This is a genomic window from Streptomyces sp. NPDC057002 (assembly GCF_042673825.1).
GTDB lineage: Bacteria > Actinomycetota > Actinomycetes > Streptomycetales > Streptomycetaceae > Streptomyces.
On record NZ_JBHURZ010000010.1, the window covers coordinates 78265 to 94192 of the forward strand.

Here is a 15928-nt window from a genome sequence, read left to right on the forward strand (position 1 = left end):
CTCGCACTGACTGTCTGCATCGGGCAATTCTTGCGCAGAGTCACCCGTTCGGCCCAACAGCGACACGCTCCGCGACCTCAATGCACCTCACATCGGCCGGAAGGCGGCTGTGTGACGGGCGTAACTCCTCGTGATCAAGCAATGTGACACCTGCGTAACGGGGTCTTCGTACCGTCGACGGCATGACCACGACTCCCCGGCCGCAGCAGGAGACGAAGCAGGTGCGCACCGTCTGCTCGTACTGCGGTGTGGGCTGCGGCCTCGTCCTCGATGTCGGGGCGGGGCCGGACGGCCGGCGCAAGATCTTGAAGGCGTCCGGCGACAAGGCTCATCCGGCGAACGCGGGGCGGCTCTGCACCAAGGGCGCGACCACGGCCGACATGCTCGCCGCGCCCGGGCGGCTGACCGGTGCGCTGGTGCGGGACGACCGAGGCGAGGAGCCGGTCCCGGCGCCGGTGGCCGACGCGATCACCGAGACCGCCGCGCGGCTGCGGGCGATCGTCGACGAGCACGGGCCGGACGCGGTCGCCTTCTACGTCTCGGGGCAGCTGAGCCTGGAGGCGCAGTATCTGGCGAACAAGCTGGCCAAGGGGTTCGTGCGGACGAATCTGATCGAGTCGAACTCGCGGCTGTGCATGGCGAGCGCGGGCACCGGCTACAAGCTGTCGCTGGGTGCGGACGGGCCGCCCGGGTCGTACGAGGACTTCGATCAGGCGGATGCCTTTCTCGTCATCGGGTCGAACATGGCCGACTGCCATCCGATCCTCTTCCTGCGGATGATGGAGCGGGTCAAGGCGGGCGCCAAGCTGATCGTCGTCGATCCGCGGCGGACCGCGACCGCGGCGAAGGCCGATCTGTTCCTCCAGGTCAGGCCGGGTACCGACCTGGCGCTGCTGAACGGTCTGCTGTATCTGCTGCACGAGGGCGGGCACACCGACCCGGAGTTCATGGCCGCGCACACCGAGGGCTGGGAGGCCCTGCCCGGGTTCCTCGCCGACTACGCCCCTGCCGCGGTCGCGGAGATCACCGGGATCGCGGAGGAGGATCTGCGGACGGCCGCCCGGCTGATCGGCGAGGCGGGCCGGCGGTGGATGAGCTGCTGGACCATGGGGCTCAACCAGTCCACACACGGCACCTGGAACACCAACGCCCTGGTCAATCTGCATCTGGCGACAGGGGCGATCTGCTGCCCGGGCGCCGGGCCGTTCTCCCTCACCGGTCAGCCGAACGCCATGGGCGGGCGCGAGATGGGCTATATGGGCCCGGGGCTGCCGGGGCAGCGGTCGGTACTCGTGGACGAGGAGCGGGCGTTCACCGAGGACGTGTGGGAGCTGCCGCCGGGGACCCTGCGGAAGGACGGCGTCGGGAAGGGCACCGTCGAGATGTTCCGGAGGATGGCCGACGGGGAGATCAAGGCCTGCTGGATCATCTGCACCAACCCGGTCGCCTCGGTCGCAAACCGCCGTACGGTCATCGAGGGCCTGGAGGCCGCCGAGTTCGTCGTCACACAGGACGTGTTCACCGACACGGAGACGAACGCCTATGCCGATGTCGTCCTGCCGGGCGCGATGTGGACCGAGGCGGAGGGCGTCTTCGTCAACAGCGAGCGAAACCTCACGCTGACCCGGCCGGCCGCGGACCCGCCCGGGGAGGCGATGGCCGACTGGCGGATCATCGCGGAGGTGGCGTGCGCGATGGGGTACGAGAAGGGGTTCTCGTACGACAGCGCCGAGCAGGTCTTCGAGGAGATCCGGCGGTTCTGGAACCCGAAGACCGGGTGGGACCTGCGCGGGGTGTCCTACGAGCGGCTGCGCGAGACGCCCGTGCAGTGGCCTGCCGCGCGGGAGGACGGGCCGGCGCGCAATCCCATCCGGTACGTCGGTGACGAGGGGCTGCGTTTCCCGACGGCCTCCGGCCGGGGCGTGTTCTTCGCGCGCCCGCATCTGCCCGCCGCCGAGATGCCGGACGACGACTATCCGTTCGTGCTCAACACCGGGCGGGTTCAGCACCAGTGGCACACGCTCACCAAGACCGGGAAGGTCGCGAAGCTCAACAAGCTGAACTCCGGGCCCTTCGTGGAGCTCCACCCGCTGGACGCGGCCGCGCTCGGCGTCGCGGAGGGCGATCCGGTCGAGGTCGCCTCGCGGCGCGGGCGGGCCGTGCTGCCGGCGGTGGTGACGGACCGGGTGCGGCCGGGGTGCTGCTTCGCGCCGTTCCACTGGAACGACCTGTTCGGCGAGTATCTGAGCGTCAACGCGGTGACCAGCGACGCGGTGGATCCGCTGTCGTTCCAGCCGGAGTTCAAGGTCTGCGCCGTCTCCCTGGCGAAGACGGCGCAGCTGGCGAAGGCGGCGACGCCCGTACCGGAGGCGGCCGCACCCGTGCGCACGGAGCCCGCCCCGGCCCTGACGCCCACGACGGTCACTCCGGGTGCCGCCGATCCCTTCGGCCTGGAGCCCTCCCCTCCGCCGGTCCTCTCCGCTCAGGAACGCCGGTATCTCACCGGTTTTCTCGCCGGGCTCGGCTCGGGCGCACTCGGCGGTGTCCCGGTGCTGCCACCCGACGCGCCCTTCTCCCCCGAGCACGCCCTGTGGGTCAACGGGGTCCTCGCCGGCATGTACTCCCGGACCTCCCCGGCCGCGACCGCCGCGCCACAGGAACCCGTGGGCCGCGAGATCGTCGTGCTGTGGGCCTCGCAGACCGGGAACGCCGAGGAGTTCGCCTCCGCCACCGCCGAGCGCCTGAACGCGACCGGGCATCGCGCGCGTCTCGTCGGCATGGACGAGGCCGACGTCGGGGCGCTCGCCCGCACGGCCGACCTGCTCTTCATCACCAGCACCTTCGGGGACGGCGACGCGCCCGACAACGGCAGCGGCCTCTGGGACGCGCTCTCCGGCGAGCCGGCCCCGCGGCTGGACGGGGTGCGGTACGCCGTGCTCGCCTTCGGGGACTCCTCGTACGACGACTTCTGCGGGCACGGGCGGCGGCTGGACGCGCGGCTCGACGAGCTGGGCGGGGTGCGGCTGGCCCCGCGTACGGACTGCGAGCCGGACTACGAGCCCTCCGCCGGGCAGTGGCTCGACCAGGTGCTCTCGGCGTTGAGCGGCACGAGCACGGCCCCGGCTCAGGCCCCGACTCCGGTGACCGCCCCGGCTCCGGCCGAGATGCCGAGGACCGGCTCCAAGCCCGCCGCCACCGCACGGCTCGTCGGCAACCAGTTGCTCAGCCGGCCCGGCGCGGGCAAGGAGGTCCGCCGGTTCACGTTCGACACGAGCGGTACGGACCTGGCGTACGAGGCCGGGGACGCGCTCGGCGTGCGGCCGGTCAACGCGCCTTCCCTCGTGGACGAGTGGCTGGCGGTGACCGGCCTGGACGCGACAACGGCCGTGCGGGTCAAAGGCGTTGGCGAGGTACCGTTCGCGGAGGCCCTGCACCGGCATTTCGACATCACGAGGATCACACCCGATCTGCTGCGCTTCATCGCCGAACGCGCCCGGGACAAGCACGAGTTGCGCAGGCTGCTGCGGCCCGACAACAAGGACGGGCTGGCGCAGTGGAGCTGGGGCCGACAGGCCGTGGACGTGGCCGCCGAGTACGCGGTGCGGGCCAGTGCCGAGGAGTGGGCCGGGGTGCTGCGGGGGCTCCAGCCGCGGCTGTACTCCATATCGTCCAGCCCGCTGGTGGACGCCCGGCGGGTGTCGCTGACGGTGTCCGTGGTGCGGTACGAGAACCTGCGCGGCCGGGCGCGCGGCGGGGTCTGCTCGCCCTTCCTCGCGGATGCCGAGGCGGACACGGAGGTGCCCGTGTTCGTGCAGCGCTCCCCGCACTTCCGGCCCCCGGGCGACGCCTCGACGCCGATGGTCATGGTCGGGCCGGGCACCGGCGTCGCGCCCTTCGTCGGCTTCCTCCAGGAGCGCCGGGCGCTCGGCCACCGGGCTCCCAACTGGCTGTTCTTCGGCGAGCAGCACCGCGCGACGGACTTCTACTACGAGGAGGAGCTGACCGCGCTGCTCGACGAGGGCGTCCTCACCCGCCTGGACACCGCCTTCTCCCGCGACCAGCGCAACAAGGTGTATGTGCAGGACCGGATGCGCGAGCACGGGCCCGAGCTGTGGCACTGGCTGTGCGAAGGGGCCCGTTTCTACGTCTGCGGCGACGCCTCCCGTATGGCGAAGGACGTGGACCGGGCGCTCAGGGACATCGCGGTGACGCACGGCGGGCTGAGCGAGGCGGAGGCCGCCGCGTACGTGAAGCAACTCGCGGCGGACAAGCGGTATGTGCGGGACGTGTACTGACCTGAGCACCTTTACTCGCCTCACACCGGACTCTTCACCTCCACCCGGTCCTCGCTCACCGGCGGCGATTAGCGTCCTGCGCCGTGTACTCGGCAGAAACCACGCTGGTGGTGCCCGGCCCGCGGACGCAGTCGGGGGTGGCCGTACCGCCGCCCCCGGCCCCGTGGCACCGCGTCCTGACCCTGCTCGCCGACATCAGCCTGCTGATCGGTACGCGTGCCGTGTGGACGTCGGCGGCCGGTCACCGGCCGGCCGTGGCCGCGGTGATCTCGGCGTGCTACGCCTCGGTCCTGGTGTGCGGGGTGCTGGCCCTGGTCGTGCGCCGGGCCCGGTCGCTGGCGCGGGTGGACCTGTGCGTGCTGGTGACGGGCGTGACGCTCACCCTGTGCGCGTGGGTCATGCTGCACGGCGGCTCCGACGAGGCGTTGCTCACCACCCAGGCGGCTCGGGAACTGGCGGCGGGGCACGCGGTGTACGGACAGCCGTGGCCCTGGCTCTTCGGCCACGGCGTGGCCCTCACGCCGACAGTGACCGGTGGCTACGACTTCACCTACGGCTATCCGCCGCTGGCCCCGCTGCTGACGGTGCCGCTGCTGTGGCTGGGCCATGGCGGTGCTCCGGCGACGGCGTTGAGCACGGGCGCGCTGGTCGCCGGCACGGTGACGCTGTGGCGGCTGCTCCCGGCGCCGTGGCGGCCGGCGGCGACCATGGTGTGCCTGGGCTTCGGGATGCTGCCGTCGTACGGGCGGCTCGGCTACCCGGCGATCGTGGCCCTGGCCCTGCTGGTGCCGGTGGTGGTGCGCTGGCCGGGGACGGGTGAGGGCGGGCGGCTCGGCGGTGCGGGTCTGGCACGGGCCGCGTGCCTGGGGGCGGCGTGCGCGGCGCAGCAACTCCCCTGGTTCCTGGTGCCGTTCCTGCTGGCCGGGATCCACGCCGTGCGACGCGGTGAACTGGGCGGACGGGCCGCGGCGTCGGTGGTGCTGCGGTTCGCCGGTGCCGCGGCGACCGTGTGGCTGCTGATCAACACCTATTTCGCCGTCAGCGAGCCGGGCGCCTGGCTCAGGGGGATCGCCCTGCCCCTGACGCAGGGCGCGGTGGTCCACGGCCAGGGCCTGGTGGGCATCTCGCTGTATCTGACGAACGGCGGCGACCGGCTCGACTGGTACTCCCACGCGAGTCTGCTGCTGTTCGCCGGTCTGCTCGTGCTGTTCGTGCTGTTCGTACGGCGGCTGGGCCCGGCCGCGGCCGTCCTGCCCTGGTGCGCCTTCTTTCTGGCGACCCGCTCCCAGGACGGCTACTACCTGATGATGACGCCGCTGTGGCTGGCGACGGCGGTGACCGCTCCCCAGTCGGCGTTCGCCGGGGCGTGGCAGCCTCGTCCGCGTCTGCTGTCGGGCCCGCGGCGCGGTCCGGCCCGGATCGTCGCGACGGCGCTGCTGCTGGCGCCGGCGCTGGGCGGTGCCGCCGTGGCGGCGACGGGCACACCGCCCCTGCGTATGCGGGTCACGGCCGTCAGCCGTCCCACCCCGGTGACCGTCTCCCGCCTCACCCTCCAGGTCAGCAACAGGGAGGGCACGGCGCTCACCCCGCACTTCACCCTGACCACGGGCCAGGGCATGGACCCCTACTGGCGGGTTGTCCGGGGCCCGCGCACGCTGGCCGCGCACAGCACCGCACGGTACGAACTCCGCCCGCCCTCGGGCCGGTTCGCCCTGCCCCGGCCGGGTGTCCGGGTCCGCCTGCGCGCGTTCACGGCGTCGCCGCAGACGCTGTCGAGCGCGGATGTGCGCCAAGCGCTCGGCGCCGCGGACTGAGGCCGTCAGCCCGTGGCGCGGACGAACCGGAGGGCGGCGGTGACCGTGGTCCGGCCGCGGATCATGCCCAGCTGGTTCCAGCCCATGCCGAACTGGTCCCGGTCCACGCTGAACTCGGTGTCCAGGGTGAGCCCGGTGGCGTCCCCGTCCCTCAGGCGGGCGGTGAGGGACAGCGGCCTGCTGATGCCGCGCACGGTCAGCTGGCCGACGACATGCACCTGGTCGCCGTCGCGGAGTTCGGCACCGCGGGCCGCGAAGGTGATCTCGGGGTGGTTGTCGGCGTCGAAGAAGTCGGCGGACCTCAGATGGGTGTCGCGCTTGGCGTTCCCGGTGTCGAGGGAGGCGACGTCGAAGGTCAGGGTGCCGACGGCGGACCCGTCGGGCCGGACCTCGCCCGTGCCGCTCAGCGCGCCGAACGCCCCCTTCACGGTGACCAGGCCCCACATGGTCCTGTGCCGGATGCCGACGGTCGAGGCGGTCGCGTCGAGCTGCCACAGTCCGGTTTCCACGGCGACGGTCATGATCCTTCTCCCACTCGTATCGTCCAAATTTGGATGACTGCAATGACTGCACGCTAGCGGCTCGTCCAAAATTGAACAACCCCCTGTTCCAAATTTGGACGACAGGTACGCTTGACGGCATGGCCGACCCCCAGGAGCACCCCGCCGACCTGCCCGGATGCCCGTCCGCCGAGGGCAGCGGGCTGCTGCCGGCCGAGCTGCGCGCCTGGATGCTGCTGCTGGCCGCGACGGGAGCGGTGGAGCAGCGGCTGCGCGCGGCCGTGAAGGAGAAGCTGGACATCTCGCACGACGAGTTCCTGATCCTGTGCCTGCTCGCCGAGCAGCCGGAGGGCGGTCTGCGCATGACGCGCGTCGCGGAACTCCTGGGCCGCCCCAAGACCCGCCTCACCTACCAGATCGCCTGCCTCCAGCACTCCGGCCTCGTCACGCGCAGATCGGTGTGCGGGGACAAGCGCGGTATCGAGGTCGCCCTCACGGACAAGGCCCGGGGCCTCCTGGCCGAGGCCTCCGGCCCGCTCGCCGAGACGGTCACGCGGTCGCTCGCCCGGTTCATGGGACCGGACCAGCGCGCTGCGCTGTGCGGGCTGGTGCCGGACCTCGCCGAGGAGTCCCGTCCCGAATGAGGGGCCACCCCTTGCCGACCCGGATCGGGGCACTGTTCTCTACAGCGTCGTAGAATCCGGGAACACGGGCGCGACGACGGTCGTTGACCCGAGTACACACCACACATGAGGAGCGACTTCTTGTCCGCCAGAACGACGGACCCTCCGGGGCACAGTCCCCGACCATCCCGCCACGGCATCAGTGATCGCGGCACACGGCGGGGTGGTGTTGGATGAGTGCCGCCGAGGCCCTGCTGGGCCTGCTCGCCGTGTTCGTGCTGACCGCCGGTACCGGCTACTTCGTCGCCCAGGAGTTCGCCTACGTCTCCGCCGACCGGCTCGCGCTCGCGCGTGCGGCCGAGGCCGGGGACCGCAAGGCCGCCCGGGCCCTGAAGGTGCTGGAGCGGCTTTCCTTCATGCTGTCGGGCGCGCAGCTCGGCATCACCGTCACCGGCCTGGTGGTCGGCTTCATCGCCGAGCCGTCGGTGTCCGCGCTGCTGCGGCCCGCCCTGTCCGGGCTCGGCCTGCCCGACGCGGCCGTGAGCGGCATCGCCGTCGTCCTCGCCTTCGTGCTGGCCACGGTCGTGCAGATGGTGCTGGGCGAGCTGGCCCCGAAGAACCTCGCGATCGCGGTGCCCGAGCGGCTGGCGAAGGCCCTGGCCCCGTCCACGCTGGCGTATCTGAAGGTCGTCGGCCCCGTCGTCCGCGTCTTCGACAACGCGGCGAACAAGCTGCTGCGCAAGGTCGGTATCGAGCCGGTCGAGGAACTGCACCACGGCGCCACGCTGGAGGAGCTGGGCCATCTGATCGGCGAGTCCCACGAGCGGGGCGCGCTGCCCAAGGACACCGCCGCGCTGCTGGACCACGCGCTGGAGTTCTCCGAGCGCACCCTCGACGAGGTGATGGTGCCGCGCGCCGACGCCGTCTTCGTCCGCAAGGACGCCGGTGCCGACGAGGCGATCGGCCTGATCGCCGAGCACGGCCACTCCAACTACCCCGTCCTCGGCGACCACCCGGACGACATCGCGGGTGTGCTGGGCGTGCGCGAGCTGATGGCGCTGTCCGCCGACCGCATCGCCGGCGCGACCGCCGGTGAGGCGGCCCGGCGGCCCCTGCTGCTGCCGGACACGCTGGCGCTGCCCGACGCGGTGACGCGGATGCGGGAGCAGGACGACGAGTTCGCGGTCGTCCTCGACGAACACGGCGGCGTGGCGGGCATCGTCACCTACGAGGACATCGCCGAGGAACTGGTCGGTGACATCGCGGACGAGTCCGACACCGTCACCGTGCTCGCCGTCGCGGACGGCGACGGCTGGCTGGTGGACGCCGGCCGCCGGGTGGACGAGGTGGCCGAGGCCACCGGCGTCCGGCTGCCGGAGGACGACGACTACGACACCGTGGCCGGTCTGGTCGTGGACCGGCTCGGCCGCTTCCCGACGGTCGGCGACCGGGTCACGGTCGAGCTGCCCGAGGGCGGCCGGGCCGTGATCGACGTCCGCACGCTGGACCGGCACGTGGCCGACCGGGTGCGGATCAGCCGGCTGGTGGAAGCCGAGGAGATGGCGTGAGTTTCCCCATGGCGGTCTTCGTGACCGTGCTGCTGCTGATCGGCAGCGGTTTCTTCGTGGCGGCCGAGTTCGCGCTGGTCGCCGCCAAACGGCACCGCATGGAGAAGGCGGCGGCCGAGGGACGGCGCGGGGCCGGGGCGGCCCTGGCCGGCATCCGCGAGCTGTCGCTGATGCTGGCCGGCGCGCAGCTGGGCATCACCGTGTGCACGCTGGGCCTCGGCTCGGTGTCGAAGCCGGCGATCTCGCACGAACTCGACCCGCTGCTGCACAAGCTGGGCCTGCCCAGTGCCGTGAGCTACGGCGTGGCCTTCGCGGTGGCGATGGTCGTGGTGGTGTTCCTGCACATGGTGGTCGGCGAGATGGCGCCCAAGTCCTGGGCGATCGCCCACCCCGAGCGTTCGGCGATGCTGCTCTCCCCGCCGTTCCGGGCCGTGGTGCGGGCCGTGCGCCCGCTGATCCGGCTGCTCAACGCGGTGAGCAACGCGCTGGTACGGCTGTGCAGGGTTTCCCCGCGCGACGAGCTGGCCTCGGTGCACGACCGGGAGCAGCTGACGCACCTGGTGGAGGAGTCCGAGCGGCTGGGCCTGATCAGCGCGACCGACTCGGAGCTGCTGACCCGCTCGCTGACCGAGCCGGAGACGCCCATCGCGGCGTTGCGGATCCCGGCCGCCGAGATCACCTGGGTCGAGGGCGGCGCGGACGTCGACGCGCTGCTGCGTTTCGCCGCCGAGCACGACCGCACCCGGCTGCTCGTCCGGGAGAACGGCGTCGTCCTCGGCTCGGTCCACGCCCGTGACGCCCTGGTCGCCCGGGCCCGGGGGCGTGCCACGACCGCGCGCGAGCTGGCCCGGCCGGTGCCCGAGCTGGCGGAGGCGGCCACGGTCGCGGACGCGATCGAGGTGCTGCGCCGCCGCCGGGCGTCCCTGGCCGTCGTCCGCGACCCCGCCGGCGGCCTCACCGGCCTGGTCACCCTGGACGACCTGCTGGCCCGTCTGATGCAGCCGGCCGCGGCGGCCTGACGGGGCGACCTGGCGGGGCGGGACCGAACATCCAGCACATCTGCACACCGCCCGCCAGGACGCCGCAGGGCGGTGCACCCGGCGCCAAGTCCGTCCCGCGGCATGGGAACTTGGCGCCGAAGTGCCCGCTTCGGAATTCGGGAGGCAATACACCCGTGTGCCGCCGGGCGACGGGGTGTGTGAAGGAGTGTGCGTAATTCGGTGACCTCGTGGTCATGGCGGTGAAGGCGGTCACCGGAAATGCGGGTGCGGCGTCGGCGGGCGGCTGGCCGTCCGGCTCCGGGGAATGCTTTGATCCTGCGCACGGCGGCGCCGCCGGAGCGGAATCCCGGTTCCCGGAATCCCGCTATCACCCGCGTCCCACCGCCATTGCGCACATTCACGCGAAGGGAAACACCCCCATGAACCTCACCCCCCGGGTCGACATCGCCGAGCTCTCCGACGCGGACCTGGACCAGGTCTCCGGCGGCAACGCGGGCGGCGCCGCCTCCGCGGGCCTCGCGGGCGGCCTCTCCGCCGGCCTGGTCGGGCCGCTGACCGCCGAGGTCTGCGGGAACCTGCAGGCGGCGCTGTCGACGGAGGGCGCCGCGGCGGGCGGGAACGTGGGCGTTCACACGACCTCGCTCTGAAAAACCCCGCGTAAAGGGCCCCGGGACGCTTCCCGGGGCCCTTCGCCTTGCCACGCCGCCTTGCCGGGCGTCGCAAATGTTGAGAATTCGCGAAGATCATGACGGAATTCTGGACATGACGGGGGCGGTCGACAGGGCGAAGGGGCATGACGCAGACTTACAGCGCCCCTCAGACCCCGGCTGTAAAGCGATAGGACCAGCCCCGTGATATCCGACTCGACCCGGACCGAAGAACTGCCGATCTACGAGAGCCTCGTACGCGAACGCGGTGACGTCGTGGAGGAGGCCCGCGTGGTGGCCGAGGAGACGCAGCACCAGGTGACGCAGGCACTGAACGGTGTCACGCCGACGGGTCATGGCCCCAGTTCATGAGTGAGTGACGCCACCGGCTGTCCTGCACGTCGCCGCTCAGCGATGCGCCGGCCGGAGGCGTGTCCGGTGGACTCGCCCCCGCCCTGCACTCCTCGGCACCCGAGCCGCCTCACTTCTTCTTCTTGAGCGCGGACGGCTTGTGGACGGCGGACCTGCCGGACTTGTCGCTGCGCACCTGGTACTGCGGATCGTCGGGCGAGGCGTCGACCGTGCGGCCCGCCGCCCGGGTCCGCTCGGTGATCTCCTTCTCCACCTCGCCCTCGGTCCTGCTGCCGTGACTGCTCCAGGTGACCTTGTCGCCCTTCTTCGGCTTCCCGCCCTCACCGCGGCGCTTCGTCATGCCCGTGCTCCCTCGCGGAGAAGTGTGCTGTCTCTCCAGCGTGCGGGTCCGACGCTCACCCCGCAGCTCGGCGGAAGGCCCACCGCATCCCGGGTTCCGTCACGCAGCGGAACAGACGCCGTACCGACGGCGTGCACAGCGCGGTCATGACCGCGGCGGCCACCAGGGTGGCGGTGAGCGCGCCGAGGGGCCCCTGGGCCCAGGCCGGTTCGTACCAGCCCCAGTGCTTGGCGGCCTGCGCGACGAAGCCGTGCAGCAGATAGCCGCACAGCGTGCCCGCGCCCAGCGCGGTGAACCACATCCGGCGCCCCGGCACCCAGGCAAGGAAGCAGGCGACCAGGACGACCGAGCAGCCGAAGGCGGCCAGGGTCATCAGGGGCCCGTACCAGAAGGGCGCGGCCAGGGCCCGGGCGCTGTCGGCGTGGAAGAACCAGGCGTAGTTCATCCGCGGCACCGCCCAGTACGCCACGGCGAGGGCGCAGCCGGCGACCGGCACGGCGAGGAGGCGCACCTTGCGCCGGCGCACCAGCCGGAAGTGCTCCGGCCGCAGCAGCAGTCCGAGGACGAAGTACGGCAGGAACTGCAGGGTGCGCTGCAGGTCGAGGTCGTTGCCGATGGACGGCGAGAGCGTCGCCAGCATCGCGATGACGAAGGCCAGCGGCAGCGGCCACCGCACATGACGCCACAGCGGTGTGGTCAGCCGCCAGATGAACAGCGCGGCGAGGAACCAGGTCAGATACAGGGGATCCAGCAGGCTGACCGGCCGGTCGGGGTCCTGGCTGGTCCAGCGGGTGAACAGGGTGTACGCCGTCTCGAACACGACGTACGGGACGACGACGCCGGTGAACAGGCGCTTCAGCTTCGCCGGGCTCCCGTCGAAGGTGCGCGAGAAGTAGCCGGAGATGATGATGAACGCCGGCATGTGGAAGGCGTAGACGAGCATGTAGAGGGCTGTGACGGCCCTGCTGCCCGGCCGCAACGGCTCCCAGGCGTGGCCCACGGCCACCAGCACGATCGCCAGGTACTTGGCGTTGTCGAAGAACGCGTCCCGCCGCCGGACCGGCCGGGCCGGTGTGTCCTGCTCTTTCGTCCGAGTGGCCCGGGCTTCTTCGGCCGCCGGGCGGGCCGTTGTCACCGTGTCACTCACGGGCCCTCCCCCAGCGACTCGAAGCGGCCGTGCCTCGTCTTGCCCGGAGTAAGGGTGAGGGGTCTGCGCAGAACATCGCCCGCACCTTAATCACAGGGCCGTGCCCTCGTTCAACTCGTAACGGGTGTGACTCGCTTCGGCTCATGCCCGGGTATACGTATCGGAACGGGCGATCGTCTCCGCGAGGGCGGCGGTGAAAGGATGCCGCGGCTCGGTCAGGACCCTTCGGGCCGGGCCCTGTTCGACGAGTTCGCCCCCGTCCAGTACGGCGATGCGGTGGGCGAGTGCCGCCGTGTCCAGGTCGTGGGTGATGAGCACGAGGGCGAGGTCGTCGCGGTCGCGGACCAGTGCGGTGAGCAGGGCGAGGATGCCGCGGCGGGTGACGGTGTCGAGGCCGGAGGTGATCTCGTCGCAGACCAGGACCCGGGGGCGGGCCAGGAGGGCTCGGGCGAGGGCGGCGCGCTGGAGTTCACCGCCGGAGAGCTCGCCGGGGCGGCGGCGGACGAGGCCGTCCGGGAGCCCGAGGCTCGCGAGCGTGGCCGTTGCCTCGTCCAGGGCCGTCCTCTCGTCGGTGCCGCGCAGCCGGACGGCGGTGCGGGCGACTTGGGCGAGGACAGGCCGGTGCTCGTCGAAGGCGGCCCGGGCGTCCTGGAAGACGTACTGCACGGCCGCCAGTTGGACACGGCTGCGCTGCCGCAGGCTGCGCGGCAGCGCGGTCCCGTCGAGCAGGATCTCACCGTCCTGGTCCCGGTGGAGCCCGGCCAGACAGCGGGCGAGGGTGGTCTTGCCACTGCCCGAGCGGCCCACGACGGCCAGGCATTCGCCGGAGTGCAGGACCAGGTGCGGGGCGCGCAGGACGGTGGTGGTACCGCTGCGGGCGCCGTCGTGGTGCCGGGCGGTGAGATGGCTGACGCGGAGGACGGGGTGAGGGGCCAAGCCGGGGGTGCCCTCGGCGGCCTGGGCAAGGGCGGGGGGATGGTCGACGGCCGGGCTGGCGTCGTCCTGCGCCCGGGTGGCCAGGTCGCGTACGCGCAAGGCGGGGTCGGGGACAAGGGCGGGGCCGTCCTGCGGCAAGGCAGGGCCGCCCTCGTCGGCAAGGGACGGGACGTGTTCGGCGAGCAAGCACCGGGTCCATGAGTGGCGGGGGGCGTGCCACAGGCGTTGGGTGGGGCCCGATTCGATGACCCGGCCCGAGCGCAGGACGAGGACCTCGTCGGCGAGGGCGCGGACCACGTCCAGGTCGTGGCTGAGCAGGACGACCCCGATGCCGCGGGCCGCGACCGCCGCCAGCCGGCCGACGATGCCGCGCTTGGTGAGCGCGTCCTGGCCGGTGGTGGGTTCGTCGGCGACGATGACGCGGGCGCCGAGGAGGAGGGCCTGGGCGAGGACGACGCGTTGCTGCTGGCCGCCGGAGAGCTGGTGGGGGTGGCGACGCAACAGGGCTTCGGAGTCGGTGAGTTGAGCGGCTGCCAGCGCTTCGCGTACCCGTTCCCGGGCCGCCGCGCGGCGCTGTGCGCGGGGCAGGTGACGTACCTGGGCGCGGGCGATGTCGTCGAGCAGGGCGCTGACGCGGCGGGCCGGGTTGAGGACCTCGGCGGGGTGCTGGGGCACGTACCCGACCGGGCCGTCACCGGGCCGGCGCACCTCCCCGCTGACCCGGGCGCCGGCCGGATACTCCCCCAGCAGCGCGAGGCCGGTGGTGGTCTTGCCGCTCCCGGAGGCACCGACCAGGGCGGTCACCCGGCCGGGGAGCACACGCAGGTCCACCCCGTCGACGATGGCCCGGCCGTCGATCTCCACGCGCAGGTCACGGATCTCGGCGACCGGATCGGTCTCTTGGCTCACGGGCGTCGCCCTTTCTTGTCCAGTGCGGCGTCGAAGAGCAGGTTGGTGCCCGTCGTCAGGGCGACGATCAGCAGGGCGGGCACGACCACGGCCCAGGGCTGGATGAACAGGCCCGTGCGGTTGCGGTCGACCATCACCGCCCAGTCGGCGGCGTCCGGGGCGACACCCACGCCGAGGAACGCGGCCGTGGACACCAGATACAGCACGCCGGTCAGCCGGATCCCCGCGTCGGCGGCCAGAGTGCGCAGGGCGGAGCGGCCGACATAGCCGACGGCGACACGCCACCACGACTCGCCCTGCATACGCAGCGCCTCCACGGCGGGCCGGGCCGCCGCCTCGGCCGCCGCTGCCCGTACGATCCGGGCGGCGTCGGGCACGTTCACCAGCGCGACGAGCAGCGCGAGGCCGGCCGCGCCCGGTGAGAACACGGACGCCACCAGCAGGATCAGCAGCAGCGACGGCACGGCGAGCAGCACGTCCAGCGGCCGCATCAGCAGTTCCTCCAGCCACCTTGCGCGGGTGACCGCGGCGGCGAGTCCGACCGGCAGGGCGACGAGGTAGGCGAGGGCCGTCGCGGCGAGCGCGGTCAGCACGACAGTGCGGCCGCCGTGCAGCACCTGCTGCCAGACGTCCCGGCCGACGAAGTCGGTGCCGAGCCAGTGGCCGCCGCCGAGGGTGAAGGAGACGGCGCGCGGGCCGGGGTCACCGGCGAACAGGGGCCCCAGGAGGGCGAGGAGCAGGGGGACCGCGACGACGGCGAGGCCGAGCAGCAGTCGGCGCGGGACCCTCACACCGCCACCCCCGCCCGCGGCGTCAGCCGGTACGCCACCACGTCCGCACCCAGGTTCAGTACGACGGTCAGCACGCCGAACACCACCGCCAGCCCCTGCACCACCGGCACGTCCCGCTCGGCGACCGCGTTGAGCAGGACCGTGCCCAGGCCGGGGATCACGAAGAGCGCCTCCACGACGATGACCCCGCACAGCAGCCAGTCGACGGTGCGGGCGAGTTGCTGCGCCGCCGGGGCGAGCGCGTTGGGCAGGGCGTGGGCGTAGCGGACACGGGCGCCGGGGACGCCGTAGCGGCGGGCGTGGGCGGCGTAGGGCGAGGCGAGGGCGTCGACCATGCCGGCCCGGACCAGGCGGGACAGGGAGCAGACCGGGCGGGCCAGCAGGACCAGCACCGGCAGGACGAGCACGGCCGGGTGGCCGAGCAGGTCCGTGCCGTAGCCCACCGCCGTCGGCGGCAGCCAGGCCAGCTTCAGGGCGACGACCGTCACCAGCAGCACCCCGAGGGCGAATTCGGGCACGGCGTACACGGCGAGCGTCACGGAGCTGATCAGCCGGTCGATCAGCCGCCCCTCGTGGCGGGCGGCGAGCACGCCGAGCCCGAAGCCGAGCGGGACGAGCAGGGCGACGGTGAGCGCGGCCAGCAGCAGGCTCGGGCCGAAGCCGTCCGCGATGTACTGGGCCACCGGGCGGCCGGAGGTCAGGGAGGTGCCGAAGTCGCCGTGCAGGAGGCCTGTCGCCCAATCGGCCAGCCGTGCGTAGGCGGGCCTGTCCAGCTCCAGGGTCTCGCGGATCGCGGCGATGCGTGCGGGGTCGGGCTGGTCGCCCGCGAGGGCCACGGCGGCGTCGCCCGGGAGGGCCTCGGTGAGGGTGAAGACCAGAAGGACGACGGCGAGTGTTTGGGCGAGGCCGAGGGTGAGGCGCCGGGCGACGAAGGAGCGGAGGCCGCCGGGCGCCACGCTCGACGTACGGCTGCCGCGCCGTCGTG

At 72.6% G+C, this 15928-nt stretch carries 13 protein-coding genes and 1 pseudogene; 7 read left to right on the forward strand and 7 right to left on the reverse strand.

What is annotated here, in order from left to right:
* Positions 1 to 182 precede the first annotated feature (182 nt).
* Together ACFT32_RS37900 and ACFT32_RS37905 are read left to right on the forward strand one after the other, a co-directional pair.
* A complete protein-coding gene (locus tag ACFT32_RS37900) occupies positions 183 to 4295 on the forward strand; it encodes a molybdopterin-dependent oxidoreductase (RefSeq protein WP_382498251.1) in 4113 nt (1370 codons plus the stop codon).
* 83 nt (positions 4296 to 4378) lie between these two features.
* Positions 4379 to 6109 carry a hypothetical protein gene (locus ACFT32_RS37905; RefSeq protein ID WP_382498253.1) on the forward strand — a complete coding sequence of 577 codons (1731 nt, stop codon included), beginning with the start codon at positions 4379 to 4381 and terminating at the stop codon, positions 6107 to 6109.
* A gap of 5 nt (positions 6110 to 6114) precedes the next feature.
* Here ACFT32_RS37905 and ACFT32_RS37910 read toward each other — a convergent pair whose 3' ends face one another.
* Positions 6115 to 6630 carry a YceI family protein gene (locus ACFT32_RS37910; RefSeq protein ID WP_382498255.1) on the reverse strand — a complete coding sequence of 172 codons (516 nt, stop codon included), beginning with the start codon at positions 6628 to 6630 and terminating at the stop codon, positions 6115 to 6117.
* A gap of 119 nt (positions 6631 to 6749) precedes the next feature.
* Here ACFT32_RS37910 and ACFT32_RS37915 point away from each other — a divergent pair, with 119 nt between their 5' ends.
* The 5 genes from ACFT32_RS37915 to ACFT32_RS37935 all read left to right on the forward strand — a co-directional run bounded on the left by ACFT32_RS37915 (position 6750) and on the right by ACFT32_RS37935 (position 10820).
* Positions 6750 to 7253, forward strand: coding sequence for a MarR family winged helix-turn-helix transcriptional regulator (locus tag ACFT32_RS37915; protein WP_382498256.1), 504 nt, complete (start codon positions 6750 to 6752; stop codon positions 7251 to 7253).
* A 212-nt stretch (positions 7254 to 7465) separates the two neighbouring features.
* The gene (locus ACFT32_RS37920) at positions 7466 to 8800 is read left to right on the forward strand and encodes a hemolysin family protein (protein ID WP_382498258.1); all 1335 of its coding nucleotides are present in this window, start codon (positions 7466 to 7468) and stop codon (positions 8798 to 8800) included.
* The gene (locus ACFT32_RS37925; protein ID WP_382498260.1) at positions 8797 to 9819 is read left to right on the forward strand and encodes a hemolysin family protein; all 1023 of its coding nucleotides are present in this window, start codon (positions 8797 to 8799) and stop codon (positions 9817 to 9819) included. Before ACFT32_RS37920 ends, ACFT32_RS37925 begins: the two co-directional genes overlap by 4 nt.
* Before the next feature lie 401 nt (positions 9820 to 10220).
* Positions 10221 to 10448 (forward strand): hypothetical protein, encoded by a 228-nt coding sequence (locus tag ACFT32_RS37930; protein WP_382498262.1) that lies wholly within the window; start codon positions 10221 to 10223, stop codon positions 10446 to 10448.
* 204 nt (positions 10449 to 10652) lie between these two features.
* Entirely contained in the window at positions 10653 to 10820 is a 168-nt protein-coding gene (locus ACFT32_RS37935) for a hypothetical protein (protein ID WP_382498264.1), read from the forward strand.
* Here ACFT32_RS37935 and ACFT32_RS37940 read toward each other — a convergent pair.
* The 6 genes and pseudogenes from ACFT32_RS37940 to ACFT32_RS37965 all read right to left on the reverse strand — a co-directional run.
* Positions 10789 to 10900, reverse strand: a pseudogene (locus ACFT32_RS37940) (DNA-binding protein); the annotation flags it as partial. The gene ACFT32_RS37935 and the pseudogene ACFT32_RS37940 overlap by 32 nt on opposite strands.
* A gap of 29 nt (positions 10901 to 10929) precedes the next feature.
* Positions 10930 to 11160 carry a DUF2945 domain-containing protein gene (locus tag ACFT32_RS37945; RefSeq protein WP_382498266.1) on the reverse strand — a complete coding sequence of 77 codons (231 nt, stop codon included), beginning with the start codon at positions 11158 to 11160 and terminating at the stop codon, positions 10930 to 10932.
* A 55-nt stretch (positions 11161 to 11215) separates the two neighbouring features.
* Positions 11216 to 12307 carry an acyltransferase family protein gene (locus ACFT32_RS37950; protein ID WP_382498268.1) on the reverse strand — a complete coding sequence of 364 codons (1092 nt, stop codon included), beginning with the start codon at positions 12305 to 12307 and terminating at the stop codon, positions 11216 to 11218.
* 141 nt (positions 12308 to 12448) lie between these two features.
* Positions 12449 to 14152 carry an ABC transporter ATP-binding protein gene (locus ACFT32_RS37955; protein ID WP_382498270.1) on the reverse strand — a complete coding sequence of 568 codons (1704 nt, stop codon included), beginning with the start codon at positions 14150 to 14152 and terminating at the stop codon, positions 12449 to 12451.
* Positions 14149 to 14943, reverse strand: a complete 795-nt coding sequence (locus tag ACFT32_RS37960) for an ABC transporter permease subunit (RefSeq protein WP_382498272.1) — start codon at positions 14941 to 14943, stop codon at positions 14149 to 14151. The genes ACFT32_RS37955 and ACFT32_RS37960 overlap by 4 nt, the downstream gene beginning before the upstream one ends.
* A complete protein-coding gene (locus tag ACFT32_RS37965) occupies positions 14940 to 15899 on the reverse strand; it encodes an ABC transporter permease (protein ID WP_382498687.1) in 960 nt (319 codons plus the stop codon). The genes ACFT32_RS37960 and ACFT32_RS37965 overlap by 4 nt, the downstream gene beginning before the upstream one ends.
* Positions 15900 to 15928: the final 29 nt, after the last annotated feature.